At 33.6% G+C, this 14,094-nt stretch carries 15 protein-coding genes and 1 pseudogene; 6 read left to right on the forward strand and 10 right to left on the reverse strand.

What is annotated here, in order from left to right; all coding sequences use genetic code 11:
• Positions 1 to 17: 17 nt before the first annotated feature.
• The 5 genes and pseudogenes from KA893_RS07380 (at position 18) to KA893_RS07400 (ending at position 3,669) form a co-directional block, all read left to right on the forward strand.
• Complete coding sequence (locus tag KA893_RS07380; RefSeq protein WP_194375874.1) at positions 18 to 605, forward strand: thiamine phosphate synthase; 588 nt, start codon at positions 18 to 20, stop codon at positions 603 to 605.
• Positions 589 to 1,704, forward strand: coding sequence for a glycine oxidase ThiO (gene thiO, locus KA893_RS07385; protein ID WP_048787132.1), 1,116 nt, complete (start codon positions 589 to 591; stop codon positions 1,702 to 1,704). The genes KA893_RS07380 and thiO overlap by 17 nt, the downstream gene beginning before the upstream one ends.
• Complete coding sequence (gene thiS, locus KA893_RS07390) at positions 1,701 to 1,901, forward strand: sulfur carrier protein ThiS (protein WP_002482018.1); 201 nt, start codon at positions 1,701 to 1,703, stop codon at positions 1,899 to 1,901. The genes thiO and thiS overlap by 4 nt, the downstream gene beginning before the upstream one ends.
• Before the next feature lies 1 nt (position 1,902).
• Positions 1,903 to 2,670, forward strand: a complete 768-nt coding sequence (locus tag KA893_RS07395) for a thiazole synthase (RefSeq protein ID WP_069825985.1) — start codon at positions 1,903 to 1,905, stop codon at positions 2,668 to 2,670.
• A pseudogene (locus tag KA893_RS07400) lies at positions 2,667 to 3,669 on the forward strand (HesA/MoeB/ThiF family protein). The gene KA893_RS07395 and the pseudogene KA893_RS07400 overlap by 4 nt, the downstream one beginning before the upstream one ends.
• A 217-nt stretch (positions 3,670 to 3,886) precedes the next feature.
• Here the strand turns inward: KA893_RS07400 and KA893_RS07405 are convergent.
• The 4 genes from KA893_RS07405 to KA893_RS07420 all read right to left on the reverse strand — a co-directional run bounded on the left by KA893_RS07405 (position 3,887) and on the right by KA893_RS07420 (position 7,248).
• Positions 3,887 to 4,672 (reverse strand): SDR family NAD(P)-dependent oxidoreductase, encoded by a 786-nt coding sequence (locus KA893_RS07405; protein ID WP_002482015.1) that lies wholly within the window; start codon positions 4,670 to 4,672, stop codon positions 3,887 to 3,889.
• A 71-nt stretch (positions 4,673 to 4,743) separates the two neighbouring features.
• Complete coding sequence (locus KA893_RS07410) at positions 4,744 to 4,965, reverse strand: hypothetical protein (RefSeq protein WP_129303654.1); 222 nt, start codon at positions 4,963 to 4,965, stop codon at positions 4,744 to 4,746.
• 447 nt (positions 4,966 to 5,412) lie between these two features.
• Entirely contained in the window at positions 5,413 to 5,844 is a 432-nt protein-coding gene (locus KA893_RS07415; protein ID WP_016911012.1) for an antibiotic biosynthesis monooxygenase family protein, read from the reverse strand.
• Between the two features lie 30 nt (positions 5,845 to 5,874).
• Entirely contained in the window at positions 5,875 to 7,248 is a 1,374-nt protein-coding gene (locus KA893_RS07420; protein ID WP_069821805.1) for a cryptochrome/photolyase family protein, read from the reverse strand.
• 183 nt (positions 7,249 to 7,431) lie between these two features.
• On the opposite strand from KA893_RS07420, the gene KA893_RS07425 reads away from it, so the two are divergent.
• Positions 7,432 to 7,857: a pyridoxamine 5'-phosphate oxidase family protein gene (locus tag KA893_RS07425; RefSeq protein WP_037537388.1), complete on the forward strand. Its 426-nt coding sequence runs from the start codon at positions 7,432 to 7,434 to the stop codon at positions 7,855 to 7,857.
• Between the two features lie 176 nt (positions 7,858 to 8,033).
• Here KA893_RS07425 and KA893_RS07430 read toward each other — a convergent pair whose 3' ends face one another.
• The 6 genes from KA893_RS07430 to KA893_RS07455 all read right to left on the reverse strand — a co-directional run bounded on the left by KA893_RS07430 (position 8,034) and on the right by KA893_RS07455 (position 14,052).
• On the reverse strand, positions 8,034 to 9,539 hold the full coding sequence (locus KA893_RS07430; RefSeq protein WP_069821804.1) for a phytoene desaturase family protein: 1,506 nt from the start codon (positions 9,537 to 9,539) through the stop codon (positions 8,034 to 8,036).
• Positions 9,536 to 10,417 (reverse strand): phytoene/squalene synthase family protein, encoded by an 882-nt coding sequence (locus KA893_RS07435; RefSeq protein ID WP_194375876.1) that lies wholly within the window; start codon positions 10,415 to 10,417, stop codon positions 9,536 to 9,538. The genes KA893_RS07430 and KA893_RS07435 overlap by 4 nt, the downstream gene beginning before the upstream one ends.
• A 55-nt stretch (positions 10,418 to 10,472) precedes the next feature.
• Positions 10,473 to 11,516 (reverse strand): glycosyltransferase family 2 protein, encoded by a 1,044-nt coding sequence (locus KA893_RS07440; RefSeq protein WP_228481150.1) that lies wholly within the window; start codon positions 11,514 to 11,516, stop codon positions 10,473 to 10,475.
• Positions 11,517 to 11,582: 66 nt separating this feature from the next.
• Positions 11,583 to 13,073, reverse strand: a complete 1,491-nt coding sequence (locus tag KA893_RS07445; RefSeq protein WP_194375878.1) for a phytoene desaturase family protein — start codon at positions 13,071 to 13,073, stop codon at positions 11,583 to 11,585.
• Positions 13,074 to 13,547 (reverse strand): glycosyl-4,4'-diaponeurosporenoate acyltransferase CrtO family protein, encoded by a 474-nt coding sequence (locus tag KA893_RS07450; protein ID WP_046207820.1) that lies wholly within the window; start codon positions 13,545 to 13,547, stop codon positions 13,074 to 13,076.
• A 4-nt stretch (positions 13,548 to 13,551) separates the two neighbouring features.
• The gene (locus KA893_RS07455; RefSeq protein ID WP_069838134.1) at positions 13,552 to 14,052 is read right to left on the reverse strand and encodes a TspO/MBR family protein; all 501 of its coding nucleotides are present in this window, start codon (positions 14,050 to 14,052) and stop codon (positions 13,552 to 13,554) included.
• Between the last annotated feature and the right edge of the window lie 42 nt (positions 14,053 to 14,094).

Below are 14,094 nucleotides of genomic sequence, written 5' to 3' on the forward strand. Positions count from 1 at the left end.
TTAATGAGGTGAATTATATGTTTATAGCCATTACTGAATTTGAAAATTTAGATTCAGACGATATTCAACATTACACAACCATAGCATCGGTTATTGATTATTTAATGATACGTACCCCTATGTCACAACAGCAACTGATAAATTGGATAAATCGCTTAATACAGGCAGGGTTTCCGAAAAATAAAATCATTATTCATAGTCTTATTACAGTTTTAGAACAATGCCATTTATCAGCAATCCATTTTAGAGAAGCTGACACACGAATAAAGGATTTTAAAAAGTCACACCCTCATATTCAAATCAGTATGTCGACACACCACGAGGAAAGTGTCAAACAAGCACAAGCACTCAATTTAGATTTTATATTGTTTAGTCATATTTTCAGAACAAATTCTAAGCCTAATCAACCACCACGAACAAAGTCAGAAATTGATAAAGCATTACAGTACTCTATACCAACCGTAGCACTTGGGGGTGTGAATGAACAAACCTTGAATGATTTGCCGAAAGGATTTGATGGGATTGCAGGTATAACGCTATTCAGACGAAAAAACAGAGAAACGATGGAATTATTAAGGGAGCGATGGAATGAATACGAAATTTGATGTCATTATTATTGGATCCGGTGTAATAGGTATGTCGATTGCAAGAGAATTAAGTCAAAAAGGCCTGCGGATAGCCATTATAGATCGCAATGTTCGCGGTATGTATGCCTCTTACGCAGCTGGAGGTATGTTAGGTGCACATAATGAATTTACGGAATCTTGTAGTTTATTTCATTTAGCAAGACAATCTCAAGCCATGTTTCATTCCCTTAAAGATCGTTTGCTGTCTGAGGTCGGTCTAGATATTGAATATTTGAAAAGCGGCCTAGTTAAAATGGCAAAAAATGAGACAGATAATCCCATTGTGGAACAGCAATTCCAATTTCTACACCAGCACGATTCGAACACACAATTATTATCTTCCAAGTCCCTTGAAGCCATTACAGACAATAACGTTCAATCTCAAACTTTAACCGCGATGCTGATACCTAAAGATCATCAAGTCAACGCGAATCAATATACCAAAGCCCTATTACTTTCCTTAGCCAAACGCCATATCCAATTGATTGATCATAGTGAAGTTCAAGCAATTACAAAGCAAAATAACGGCTATACAGTCATGACGCAAAAAGACACGTACCGCGCCGAAAAGGTTGTCGTTGCAGCTGGTGCTTGGAGCGGTCAATTATTAAATCAATATTTTTCCCAAAATCCTGTCACGGGTGTCAAAGGTGAAGTACTCTTAGTCGAACACCCCACGTTAAACCTGCAGACCACCCTATTTATGACAAATGGTTGCTATATCGTTCCAAAAAAGAATCACCGTTATTTAATCGGTGCTACGAGCTATGTTGATGATTATTCTATCGGCGTGACGAAACCCGGAAAACATTGGCTGTGCAAACAAGCGCAACACTACGTACCAAACTTAGCAAACAGTAAACTGATTCATCAATGGTCTGGTATCAGACCGACTTCAACAAACGGTCAACCCATTATGGATGAAGTAGACCATCATTTATTCGTTGTTACCGGTCATCATCGCAACGGCATTCTGTTATCACCACTGATCGGTTTAAAAATGAGCGAATGGATTGAAAGTGGACGCAGACCCACTGAATTTGAAGACTTTTCAATTGAAAGGAGCTGTAAAACATGAAATGCGTTATAAACGGTGATTATTTTACTTTTAATCAAGCAGTCAGTATCCAAGCTATTTTACAAGAATTAGAGTTGGATGCCGACAGAGTCATTGTTCAGCATAATGAAAATTTAGTAAAACAAGCAGATTTTCAAGCAGTAAAGATTAATGATCAAGATTGTCTTGAACTATTAGAATTTGTAGGAGGCGGATAAAATGTTTAAAATTGGTGACTTTGAATTAAACGAGAGATTATTATTAGGTACAGGTAAGTTTGACAACGAAGCGATACAAACAAAAGCAATTGAGACGTCTGAAACTGAAGTATTAACCTTTGCAGTCAGACGTATGAACTTATACGACAAAGCATTGCCTAATCCATTAGCAAAAGTTGATTTATCAAAATTCATCACTTTTCCAAATACGGCAGGCGCAAAAACAGCAGATGAAGCAGTGCATATTGCCAAAATTGCCAATCACGCCGGTGTCTGTGACATGATTAAAGTTGAAGTGATCGGTGATGACGAAACATTGTTGCCAGATCCATTAGAAACCTATAAAGCTTGTGAAATATTATTAAACGAAGGCTATACCGTTTGTCCATATGTATCTAATGACGTGGTATTAGCCAAACGTTTAGAGGATTTAGGCGTACACGCGATTATGCCTTTAGCATCTCCAATTGGAACGGGGCGCGGAATCAATAATCCATTGAATCTACGTTATATTATTGAACGTGCAAACGTACCAATCATTGTTGACGCAGGCATCGGGTCACCTAAAGACGCCTGTCATGCAATGGAGTTAGGTGCAGATGCAGTGTTGCTAAATACAGCCATCTCTAGTGCCAAAGACCCTGTAAAAATGGCCCAAGCTATGAAATTAGGCATTCATGCAGGCAGACTAAGTTATGAAGCTGGTCGCATTCCAGTTAAATACACTGCTCAAGCATCTAGCCCACAAGAAGGCATCGGATTTCTATGAATGAACGCTATAGTCGACAAATACGCTATCACGATTTTGGCGAAGAAGGACAGGAGCGACTACAAAAGCTTCATGTGATGATTATGGGTGCCGGTGCATTAGGCAGTCATAGCGCAGAAATGCTAGCGCGCATGGGTGTGGGTCAGTTAACAATCATTGATATGGATATCGTTGATGAATCCAACTTGCACAGACAAGCAACCTACGATGAGTCCGACGCAGCCCGTATGGTTGCCTAAAGTAGAAGCATTGAAGACCCACCTCAGTCTTATCAATAGCGAGGTAACCATTACCGATGTAAATCAAGAACTAACACCTTCCAATATTGAAGCCGTTTTAACAGAGGCACAACCCGATATCGTTATAGATGGTATGGATCATTTTGAAATCAGATACCTCATTAATGAAGCTTGCCATAAACTGCATATCCCGTGGATTTATGGCGCCGCCGTTGGGAGTAAAGGTACAGTCTTTGGCATAGATTATACAGGTCCTTGCTTAAAATGCATGCTCCAAACCATACCAACGACCGGTGAAAGTTGCGCTATTAATGGCGTCTTACCTCCCGTCGTATCTCAAGTAACAAGCATGCAAGTCTCAGAACTCATTCGATGGGTCGCTGGTGAAGGCTTTTCTCAAAAAATAATGACCTTCGATTGCTTTAATTTAAAATTTAACACATTTAACGCAGAAAATTTGAAGGATCCCCAATGTCCTACATGTATACGTCATAACTATGAGCTACTCCATACACAGCAAAAACAATCTATCGAAGCACTTTGCGGAGATGCATTCTTGTTTCGGTTTGGCACTCAAATCTTTGAACACGTAGACTATCTACCACTCAACGTAACGAAAAGTAATCATTTTGTGAAATTAGCTCATTACGGAGATTATACGATGACCATTTTTAAAGATGGACGTACACACGTATACGGTATTAAAAATCAGACACAAGCCAAAACAGTTTATAACCAACTCTTGAAAGCTATAAAATAGCGCCACGATTTTACTTGTTTGATTTATATTGCCTGTGAAGCACTGGGGAATGATGATTTGTGCGGCATGTCGTTTAGAGCGCGTGATGGGATAAGTCGCATTTCTAGATAGGCATGGTGGATGAACTAATTTATGATAAAAATAGGGCGTATCGCTTTATTATTAAAGATACGCCCTACTCTATTTGTTTCAAATAGATGCCAAAAGTATATTAATGTTATTGTGGTTTCGCTTTTGCTGCATGTCTAGCTGCTTTAACATCTTCAGCTGTTTTTCTATTTTCTTCAGCCTCTTTTTTTGTAGCTTCATCACCACACACCACGTGGTCGATTTTATTTTTTAATGCTTCATAGCCTTGTTCAGCAACAAGCACTTTATCATTTTTATGATTTTCATCTCCAAAATATGTTGCATCCATACCTGCATTATGATGAAAATCCGTATTTGTTGCCCCAGGTAACATAGCCGTTACATTAATATTTTTTTCTTTCAATTCTTCTCTTAACGCTTCAGCAAACATAAATCCAAATGCTTTGGACGGTCCATAAACAGTCTCATATGGTGTAGGTAACGTAGCTGATAATGATGAAACGATTAGAATATCACCAGATTTATTTTTGGCCATATGCTGTGAAACCCTTTTAGCCATATGAACCATACCTGAAATATTAATATCAATCAGTTTTAACTCTTCATCTAAATCATTTTCTAAAAATGCTCCGCCAATACTAATACCAACATTTAAAACTGCCGCATCAACAGTACGATTTTTATTTTCAACAAAACGCCAAAAATCTTCTACCCCATCATAAGTTGACGCATCGGCTTGAAATGGATACGTTTCAACACCTAATTTTTCAATTTCTTTTGCAGAATCGTAAATTCTATCACTTGAGCCTGACATTGCAACATCATAACCATCTTTTGCAAATAATTTTGCCAATTCAAAACCTAATCCTGAACTTGATCCTGTTATCAATACGAGTTTTTTATTTTCAACCATTTGAAACGCTCCCTTTAATTTAATATTTATATTTTTATTCTAAAGGTTAAAGTGCACTTTATAGCAAATAATTAGTTTTGACTGTTCTTTTCATATTCCTTTTCTAAATCATTGAAATATTGAAGTTTTACGTCTACTTTATTAAATGCTTTGTCTAACGCTTCTTGTTGCTGTTCTAAAACTTTCTTATGATCTAATAAAATTTTACGCCTAGAGTCAAAATCTTTTTCTCCATTCACGGTCATTGTAATAATTTTTCTTAAATCATTGATAGACATACCCGTTATTTTCAAGCAATTGCATTAAATCTTTTCTCTTTAATAATTCGCTCATAATATTTTCCACCTTTATCTATATCTATTACTGTAACATTACCATATTGTCAGATTATTATTAGTTTCCTTTTTCATATAAAAAAATGGAAATAACTAAAATCAATAGTTATTTCCATTCAAAACTTTAGTTTTAAGATAAATAAAGTACAATTTTTATCTCTGATTCAACAATTTTATCATTATAAAAATTCGCTTGAATAGCAACTAAGTCATGTTTTTTGAACTGATAAATCTACTACTATATCTTTTTAAACATGGTAAAAACTTCAGCTAAATTATTTGTGATATGCTTCCCCTTATCAGTGATTTTGCTAAAATTTTTATATCGCTTAAAAAATAGGCAAGTTAGTATTTAAATAACTCGCCTATATGTTTGCAGAAATATCATTTAATTCAAAAATTATGTTATTTAAATTCTAAACTAATATTAAATGATAGGTTTCTGTTTACAATAGATTTATCAGCACCTTGCTTGGTTCCTCTATTTTTATGGGATGCTTTATATTCCTGAGACTCTTGCCAATGTTTGTAAGCTGCTTCGTCTTGCCAAAACGTAATGATAACATGATGTTCATGTGTACTATGTGGCTTTAGAAATAATAGATTTTCAAACCCTTCAGTATTCTCTAGATGTTTATCCCTATTTAAGAACACACGCTCGAAGTCTGCCTCTAAACCAGGATTAGCATATAAATGGTTTAAAACTGCATAACCATATTGTGGCAAATCATTAATTTGTTCTAATATAGTATAGTGATATGTCACATTAAATCTATTAATAGTTACCTCATTATTATTTTTGTCTAAATAAATACGATGTATTTCATTTTTCAACAAATGAATCACTCCTTTTTATTGGATGATATGTCAAAATTGCTTAAATTTATCCATAACATAATCTCTACTATTTTTATGATTCACGATAGTCTGTGGATAATCTTTTCCAATTTCAATATGATAAATTTCTTGTAACTTGTCTTTATATTTAGTTGGATCATGAATGTATTTACTGCTCACATCATTAAATATTTCTAGCTGTGTTTTAATAAAATACCCTTGCGCATCAAAACGCTCACTTTGACGTATAGGATTAAACATTCTGAAATAAGGCACTGCATCTGTTCCAGTTGATGCTGACCACTGCCATCCATGTACATTAGATGCATTATCATAATCTATCAAATACTGTCTAAAGTACTCCTCCCCCCAAGTCCAATCAATAAATAAATTTTTCGTTAAAAATTGTGATACGACCATTCGTAAGCGATTATGCATATATCCTGTACGATTCAGCTTCTTCATTGCAGCATCAACGATTGGGTAACCAGTTTGACCTTTTTTCCATACTTCAAAATGTGTTTTATTATACGACCATTGCATGTTTCGATATTTTTCAGAAAAAGATTTAGTTGCCGTTTCTGAATACTGTGTCATTAACACATAATAAAATTCACGGAATAGAACCTCTCTTATAAAAGCTTCAAAATTTTTTTCATCGCTCTCATAATCTTCAAGTAAATCATTTATAATTTCACGAATATCGAGTAGTCCATATGCTAAATATTTACCTAATCCACTTACAAAATCCTGCGACACATCGTCAGTCAATTTATCATAATGAGCTATGTCACCATTTAAAAAATCATCCCAAGCTTTACGCGCTAACTTTTCTATATCTTTATTATTTTCAAATTTTAAGTCACTTTGATTTGAACCCTTTTCCGCAATTTGAGACAACTGCTTAAATTGATAACTTTTTTTAGGGGTGTGTACTAAGTCCTGACGATTTGCTTTATAAAAACTAGTAAATACTTTATAAGGCTGTTGCTGTTTATTAAAAGTCTTTGTTGGCTCAAAATAATGATTCACGCGCTGTCCAATTACTGTAACTTGGTGATTTTCAAAAGCCTTTTTTACATGAGGATAGTCATATATTTCTTTGTGATAACTCATAATATCTTTTGCTACTAATACGTGAGATAACGCCAATGTTTCTGCTAATTCACCTAGCTTTTCGTATGTGACAATATAAGGTTGTATATCATGCTTATCTAAAGCATTTACAAATCCTTTTACAACTTTATAGTAATAGTCACGTTTTACTTCTGATGCGTCAGTTAAATCTTCTAAAGGTAAGATAAAATACAATTTATTTATCTCATTTTGATGCTTCACTATATATTGAAAAAGTGGATTATCTTTCGTTCTAAAAACTCTGTTAAGTATGACTCCTAAATGCATTTTATTGCCTCCCAGCTTGTTTCATACAAATTCACTTTATAATTGTCCTTTAACTTAAGATTGTGTTTTCAATCATATACCCGTTTTAACTTTTGTATAATTCACTAAAAAATAAAATAAATTTTAATACCTTACATATTATAGGCAACTTCAGGGTATATTATTATCAGAGGTGATTAAATTATGAATAACAAACAATTACAAAATGAAATTGAAAATATATTAAATACATCAAAAATAGGTGTCCTATCTACTGCCCATAACAATATACCTAATAGTAGATACATGGTATTTTATAATGATGGACACACACTTTATACTAAGACAAGCATTGAGTCTAAAAAAATTGCTGAATTTAAAGATAATCCCAAAGCTCACGTACTTATAGGTTACGATGAAACGAATAATCGTAGTTTTCTAGAAATTGATGCTAATGTTGAAATACTGAAAGATCAAGAGACTATTGATTGGATTTGGAACAAACAAGATAAGTCCTTTTTTGACTCTAAGGATGATCCAAACTTGTGTGTAATTAAAGTAATACCAAAATCCATAAAAATTATGAACGATAAAAAATTAGACGCACCACAAACCATTACGTTCGATTAGTTAAAAAGGCGAGCCTGGGACATAAATAGATGTCTCAGGCTCGTTTTCAATTTGGCAGTAGGTGACTGAATTGAAAATGCGATTATATCAAGCTTTTTTCAATCCTAGTCACCCTTGCCGGGGTGGGACTACGAAATCTATATTAGAAAATTTGATTTCTGTCCCACTTCCGTTTTTTATATACCATTATTAATATCTTCTAACATAGCATCAACTGTAATTTTAGCACTCGTCAGTACAATTGGCACTCCTGCCCCTGGATGAACACTAGCTCCAGCAAAATACAAATTTTTGTAATCTCTGCTCACATTAGGCGGTCTGTAATAGTTACTTTGCGCTAAAGTAGGCATTAAACCAAAGGCTGCTCCAAATTTAGCATTATAATCTCCTTCAAAATCCTTAGGCGTATAAATAATTTCTGTCACAACTTGCTTTTTCAAATCTTTTAACGCTTTAATCGTAGAAAGCTTATTGTAAATAATATCTTTCACTTGTATGATTGTTGACTCATCAGACCAATCCGTATCACCTGTTTTCAATTCTGAAACGGGCATCAGCACATAAATACCTGTTTGACCTTCTGGCGCTAACGACTGATCTTCCACACTAGGAGCGTATACATATATTGATGGATCTTGGGATATTTCCCCGGAAAATATTTCATTGATATTATTATCAAAATCCTTTGAAAATATAACATTATGTAACAAGATATCTTCAGATAAATCTTTATCAACCCCTATGTACATTAAAAAGGCTGAGCAAGAATAGTCCATATTATCAATTTTCTGTGTCGTATACTTCTTAGGATGATGTTCATTTTTAATTAAAGATGAAGTAGCATATGGAAAATCAGCAGTACAAATTATTTTGTCATACTTTTCTATATGTCCGTTTACTTTTAGTCCCTCCGCACGCTTATACCTACTATCAATGATAATTTCTTCAACGTTTGCGTTGGTATAAATTTGAGTACCTAATTCTTCATTTAGCGTTTGAAGCGCTCTGACAAAGCTATACATACCACCTTTTATAAAGTGAACGCCAAACATTAACTCTATCATGGGTATAATTGAATACAATGACGGGCTTCGTTTAGGGTCGATACCTATATATAATGTTTGAAACGCTAAAATCTTTTGGATTTTTTCATTATCAACATATTTTTCAATTAAATTATCTGCTTTATCAAATGTTTTGAGTTTCATACCCTGATATATAGTAAAAGGATTATAAAAATCCGTAGGTTTCCTAAACGTACGTTCTAGAAAATATTTTCGTGCTATTTCGTATCTTTCGTATATATCTGTTAAAAAGGACATAAAACCATATGTAGAGTTAGGTTCAATACCTTCAAGCATATTTCTTAATTGAGCAAGATCTGTAGGAACGCGAATTTGATCTGTTTCACTAAAATAAACATCATATATATGTGATAATTGTTTAATTTCCAAGTAATCATTCATATTTTTTTGAGCGTAATTAAAAACGTCTCGATAAATCTCAGGCATCATTACGATGGTTGGTCCCATATCAAATGTAAAGCCATCTTGCTTGATCTGATTCATTCTGCCACCTATTTGTTGGTTCTTTTCATATAAATCTACTTGGTGACCGTTTGCTGCTAATCTTGAAGCTGCAGCTAAACCTGAAACACCGCCGCCTATAACTGCAATCTTCATAATGTTTCACTCCTATTATATTTCGCACTAAGTTCACGATAAATTTTCATTTTTTTCAATTTGCTTACATATACTTTCTTATGCAACGTATAGTTTGCCTTCCTTACTTCCACAAGTATTTCATGATAAGCTATCGCAGCTAATTCGATAATGTAACGTACCTCTTCGTCAAAATAATTAATACCGTTTAATGCAATATCATATAACCTAACTGACTCTGTAGCGTAACTTTCCCACAGTTCTATATAATTTGGCGTAACTCCTTCATAATATATAGAATGTAGATTAACTCGATATTGAGCTAATTTTTCTACACTTAGATAAATTCTTCCATTTTGAAAATCTTCGCCGACATCTCTTAAAATATTAGTTATTTGCATTGCCTTGCCTAAAGCAATCGCAGCTTCTTCAGCTTGCTCGCAATTATTTTCATTTGATGAAGTTAATATAGGAGTTAACAATTCACCGACAGTACCTGCCACACCATAGCAATACTCATATAAATCTGAATCAGTTTTCATTTCTTTTAAAACTAAATCTTCCTTCACATATTGAATTAAAGATTCAAAAGGTTTTTTAGGTATTGAATATGTATTCAATGTATTACTTAAAGCATTCATAATAGCTGCATCACTTTGATACGCTTGAATATAATCACAATCGCTATAAATCACATCTAAATCTCTAGCTATGCCGTTTAATTGCTCAAGGTCTTTGTATTTATCAATACTGTCATCTATAATTCTGCAAACTGCATAAATAGACCAAATTGCTTTTTTCCTTTTTAAATCCAAAAAATCAAAGGCATATGAGAACGTTTTTGAATGTTCTTTCATTATATTGTGACAATGGTTATAATCTCTCTCTAATTGATTCATTTATTGGCCTCCTCAGTAAGCCTAGAACTTCTTGACATTTGTATAAAAAAATAAGCTATAAATCTATTCTACGACCTTTCCAATATATACGTTTGAATACATTGATATCTAACCATGATTTAAAAAATATCACGACAAAGCATATGAAGAGCAGTGGATGACATAAACTCGCAACGATATTAAAATTTCCTGTTCTTCGAATAAATATATGAAATTGTATCGCATATATAAAATATAGAGTAATAGCTAATAATATATATAACGAGCCTAAATTAATTGAAAAAATTATCGCTAAAACTGTTGTAAGTGAACCAAATAGCCATAAAAATACAAACGTAAGCGTAGACTTTTTAGTTACTTGAGAGCCAAGTGCAAAGTGTTTACTCCAACCCTCTAATAGCGCTTTATATCCTTGAGAATACATTCTAAAATTCACTACGCCTTGGCCTTCATGCAAACTAACTGGCAAACCTTGCTGATTATATGCTTTACTTATTGCAAAGCCTTCAATGATTTGATTTTTAGCTTTCAAATGTCCTTGTGTCAATTTATAATCTTGCTTATTTGTCACAAGGACTGGTCCAAACGCGCCTTGCTCATTATTTGCTGATTTCGTGATTGAAAATTGATTCATACCTACAATTGTCATTAAATTAAAAATCGCCGATATATTTTCATATAGCTTTTTTATCTTGTGATAAGGTTGTATTGACAACAAACCTTTACCTCCTTGTAAATCATATTGATTGGCTATATTTTGAATACTATCATCACAAGCAAACTGAACATCAGCATCAACAAACATTAATAAATCATGCGTTGCATATTTGCTACCTTGCCAACAAGCATGTGACTTACCTTGCCATGTAGTATCATTTTCAACAGTATATACGCTCGCACCATAATATCTAGCGACAACTTGTGTCTCATCAGTTGAACCATCATCCATAACAATTACTTCTATTTCTTGTTCTTTACTTATACTGTTAAGTAATTTAGGTAAGTTCTCCGCTTCATTTCTAGCAGGTACAATAACACTGACGGCTGTCTGACCTCTTCCTTTTCCGGAGTTATTTATAATCGCTCGACACGCATACATACACATTCCACTTATTAGTGATAGTATCGTCAATACTATTGCTATTATATAAAGTATCATTCAGCCTCAACTACTTTCTCCATTAATAATAGCTTCTGCTACTTGCATACCACTCAAAGTAACCATAGGCATACCAGCGCCAGGATTTACAGAACCACCTACAAAGTACAAATTTTTGAAGTACTGACTTTTTTTAGGAAATTTAAAACCTTTATTTTTCTTCTTATTGGATACTACACCATATATAGCTCCTTTATTAGAATTGTATGTATTTTCTATATCATGCGGTGTCCATACGTCTTCATATACAATGTGCTTTCTCAAATCTTTCAAGCCCATGGACTCTAATTTATCCAATATACGTTCTTGGAATTGCAGATATTCTGCTTCACTAAATGACTTACTCTGAATGTACGGTATGTGTGGCAATATTTTTATATTCTCGTGTCCCTCTGGCGCCTGTGTCTTATCTGTTTTATTTGTATTCACTACATAAATAGTCGGATCTTCAGGCAAAACATACTGGTGAAAAACTTGATCATAATTAACTTTAGAATTACTTGAAAAGAAAAAGTTATGATGTTGAAGCTCTGGATAACTTTTGTCCACACCAAGATGCATGACATAACCTGAACTAGCTGGCTCAAATTTACGTTCCAATTTGTTTATTTGGTTTGCATCAAAATTCAATAAATACTTATAAACAGGGATTACTTCCATATTAGATATAACGTAATCTGCATATATTTCCTTATTACTTTCTATTGTTATCCCTGTCACCTTATTTTGACTATTATAATTGATACGTTTTACAGGGGTGTTAAAATGTATGCCCACACCTAATTTTCTCGCTAATTGTTCCATCGCTTCAGTTAACTTATGAATGCCACCATCTACGTACCACAAACCTTCCTCATGTTGCATTTGAGGTAATAAACTCAATACAGCCGGAGCATCATAAGATGAGGAGCCGACATATTTTATGAAATAACCTAGCATTTCTCTTAAATATGGGTTATCTACCCTTTTATTAATGGCTTGTTGCATTGTATGAAAATAATCGAATTGCTTTAAAGCTGAAAATGGACCATGATAACGAATAATTGCAAACATCGTATCTAATCCCTTATCAAAGTAGCTTTTTTCAGCAACTTGATGTATCTTTTGTGCGTAACTAAAAAACGAAGAAAGTTGCTCTATATCTTTATCTGTTAACGATTCATTATTTGTTAACATATCTTCCATGGATTCATATAAATCTAAAATTTGGCCATCTGGATAAACGTTTCTAATCTGTAAACTTAACTTACGAATGCTAACATAATCTTCTAGCCTTTCATCACATCGTTGAAATAAGCGTTGAAATACTTTAGGCATGGTTAAAATTGATGGACCGAGATCAAATCCATAGTCATCTATGTCTAACCTATTTACCTTTCCACCGATATGCTTATTTTGTTCATATAAATCCACTTGATAGCCTGCTTGAGCCATACAAATTGCGCTAGCAATCCCTCCCAAGCCACCTCCTATGACAACCACTTTCTTATTTCCCATTTAATCACCTTTTCTTTTTTGTAATTTATTATAAATACGTATTAACTTAGGGCGATTATAGCGCTGAACAATCATACAAGGCACATTAGCTATAATGACATATATAAAATTAATTATTTTAACGCTTTTTGACGCTTTAAAAAACGCAATAACAGGAAATATGGATAGCAGATGAACCACCTCTGCACGTCTAGTTTCTAATATAAATCGCTGTATATCATTCATATTTTTAGATAAATCGAAAGTCGCTTTACTACTGATATTAGGGTTAAGATTTTGACCGTCTGGCAAATAATCTTTCCAATATTGCACTTTAACTAATTGTTGCCATAATTGACCCTCTTGTTCAATATTCCAACTTCGAAAATACTTATTATCTTTTTCTAAGAACTTATAACTAATACGAGTACCAAGTTGAGCAATAATCATTTGAACTATAAACCAATATAGCGCAATATATATAATCTTTTTCATCAATTTAATGCTCAGATTTCGCTGTATAGCTTGGGTTATCTTTATTTAAATACCAATTACCAGCTGTTAAATAAGTAGCAAAAGCGCTCCAGAGCATATATGGAACTAGTAAAATGCCAGCAACTTTTTTTACATTGAAAAATTTTACAGTTGTTGTAACTACTGCGCCCAGTAATACAACACTCTCTATCAACGCACTAAAGCGTAATTTATATTTGAAGTATAATATCGACCATAGATAATTCAGGCTTAATTGTGAGTAATAAGCACCTTTCAAAGCCTTACTAGTAGATTTATTAGTCACTAATGCATAAGCTGCGCCCATCGTTGTATAAAGTATTGGCCACACAATTGGAAAGACATAGCCGGGTGGTGAAAAAGGTGGTTTAACATTATTTTTATAATCTTTTCTCGCGTTTTTCACTGCAAATTTCCCTATAAATTTACCACCTGTAATTGGTGTTATAACTTTTATAATTGTTTTAATTATCTCGTTTGCTTTCATAGTTGATCCCCTCTTTTTTTGTAAAAGTAACTAGCCTTTATT

Source organism: Staphylococcus sp. GDY8P126P (assembly GCF_017891965.1).
Taxonomy (GTDB): Bacteria; Bacillota; Bacilli; order Staphylococcales; family Staphylococcaceae; genus Staphylococcus; species Staphylococcus saprophyticus.

What these genes read in the sequence shown, in the direction of transcription:
- KA893_RS07380 (WP_194375874.1), top strand. Translation starts at nt 18, where the DNA reads ATGTTTATAGCCATTACTGAATTTGAAAATTTAGATTCAGACGATATT.
- thiO (WP_048787132.1), top strand. Translation starts at nt 589, where the DNA reads ATGAATACGAAATTTGATGTCATTATTATTGGATCCGGTGTAATAGGT.
- thiS (WP_002482018.1), top strand. Translation starts at nt 1,701, where the DNA reads ATGAAATGCGTTATAAACGGTGATTATTTTACTTTTAATCAAGCAGTC.
- KA893_RS07395 (WP_069825985.1), top strand. Translation starts at nt 1,903, where the DNA reads ATGTTTAAAATTGGTGACTTTGAATTAAACGAGAGATTATTATTAGGT.
- KA893_RS07405 (WP_002482015.1), bottom strand. Translation starts at nt 4,672, where the DNA reads ATGGTTGAAAATAAAAAACTCGTATTGATAACAGGATCAAGTTCAGGA.
- KA893_RS07420 (WP_069821805.1), bottom strand. Translation starts at nt 7,248, where the DNA reads ATGCATTTAGGAGTCATACTTAACAGAGTTTTTAGAACGAAAGATAAT.
- KA893_RS07425 (WP_037537388.1), top strand. Translation starts at nt 7,432, where the DNA reads ATGAATAACAAACAATTACAAAATGAAATTGAAAATATATTAAATACA.
- KA893_RS07430 (WP_069821804.1), bottom strand. Translation starts at nt 9,539, where the DNA reads ATGAAGATTGCAGTTATAGGCGGCGGTGTTTCAGGTTTAGCTGCAGCT.
- KA893_RS07435 (WP_194375876.1), bottom strand. Translation starts at nt 10,417, where the DNA reads ATGAATCAATTAGAGAGAGATTATAACCATTGTCACAATATAATGAAA.
- KA893_RS07440 (WP_228481150.1), bottom strand. Translation starts at nt 11,516, where the DNA reads ATGTATGCGTGTCGAGCGATTATAAATAACTCCGGAAAAGGAAGAGGT.
- KA893_RS07445 (WP_194375878.1), bottom strand. Translation starts at nt 13,073, where the DNA reads ATGGGAAATAAGAAAGTGGTTGTCATAGGAGGTGGCTTGGGAGGGATT.
- KA893_RS07450 (WP_046207820.1), bottom strand. Translation starts at nt 13,547, where the DNA reads ATGAAAAAGATTATATATATTGCGCTATATTGGTTTATAGTTCAAATG.
- KA893_RS07455 (WP_069838134.1), bottom strand. Translation starts at nt 14,052, where the DNA reads ATGAAAGCAAACGAGATAATTAAAACAATTATAAAAGTTATAACACCA.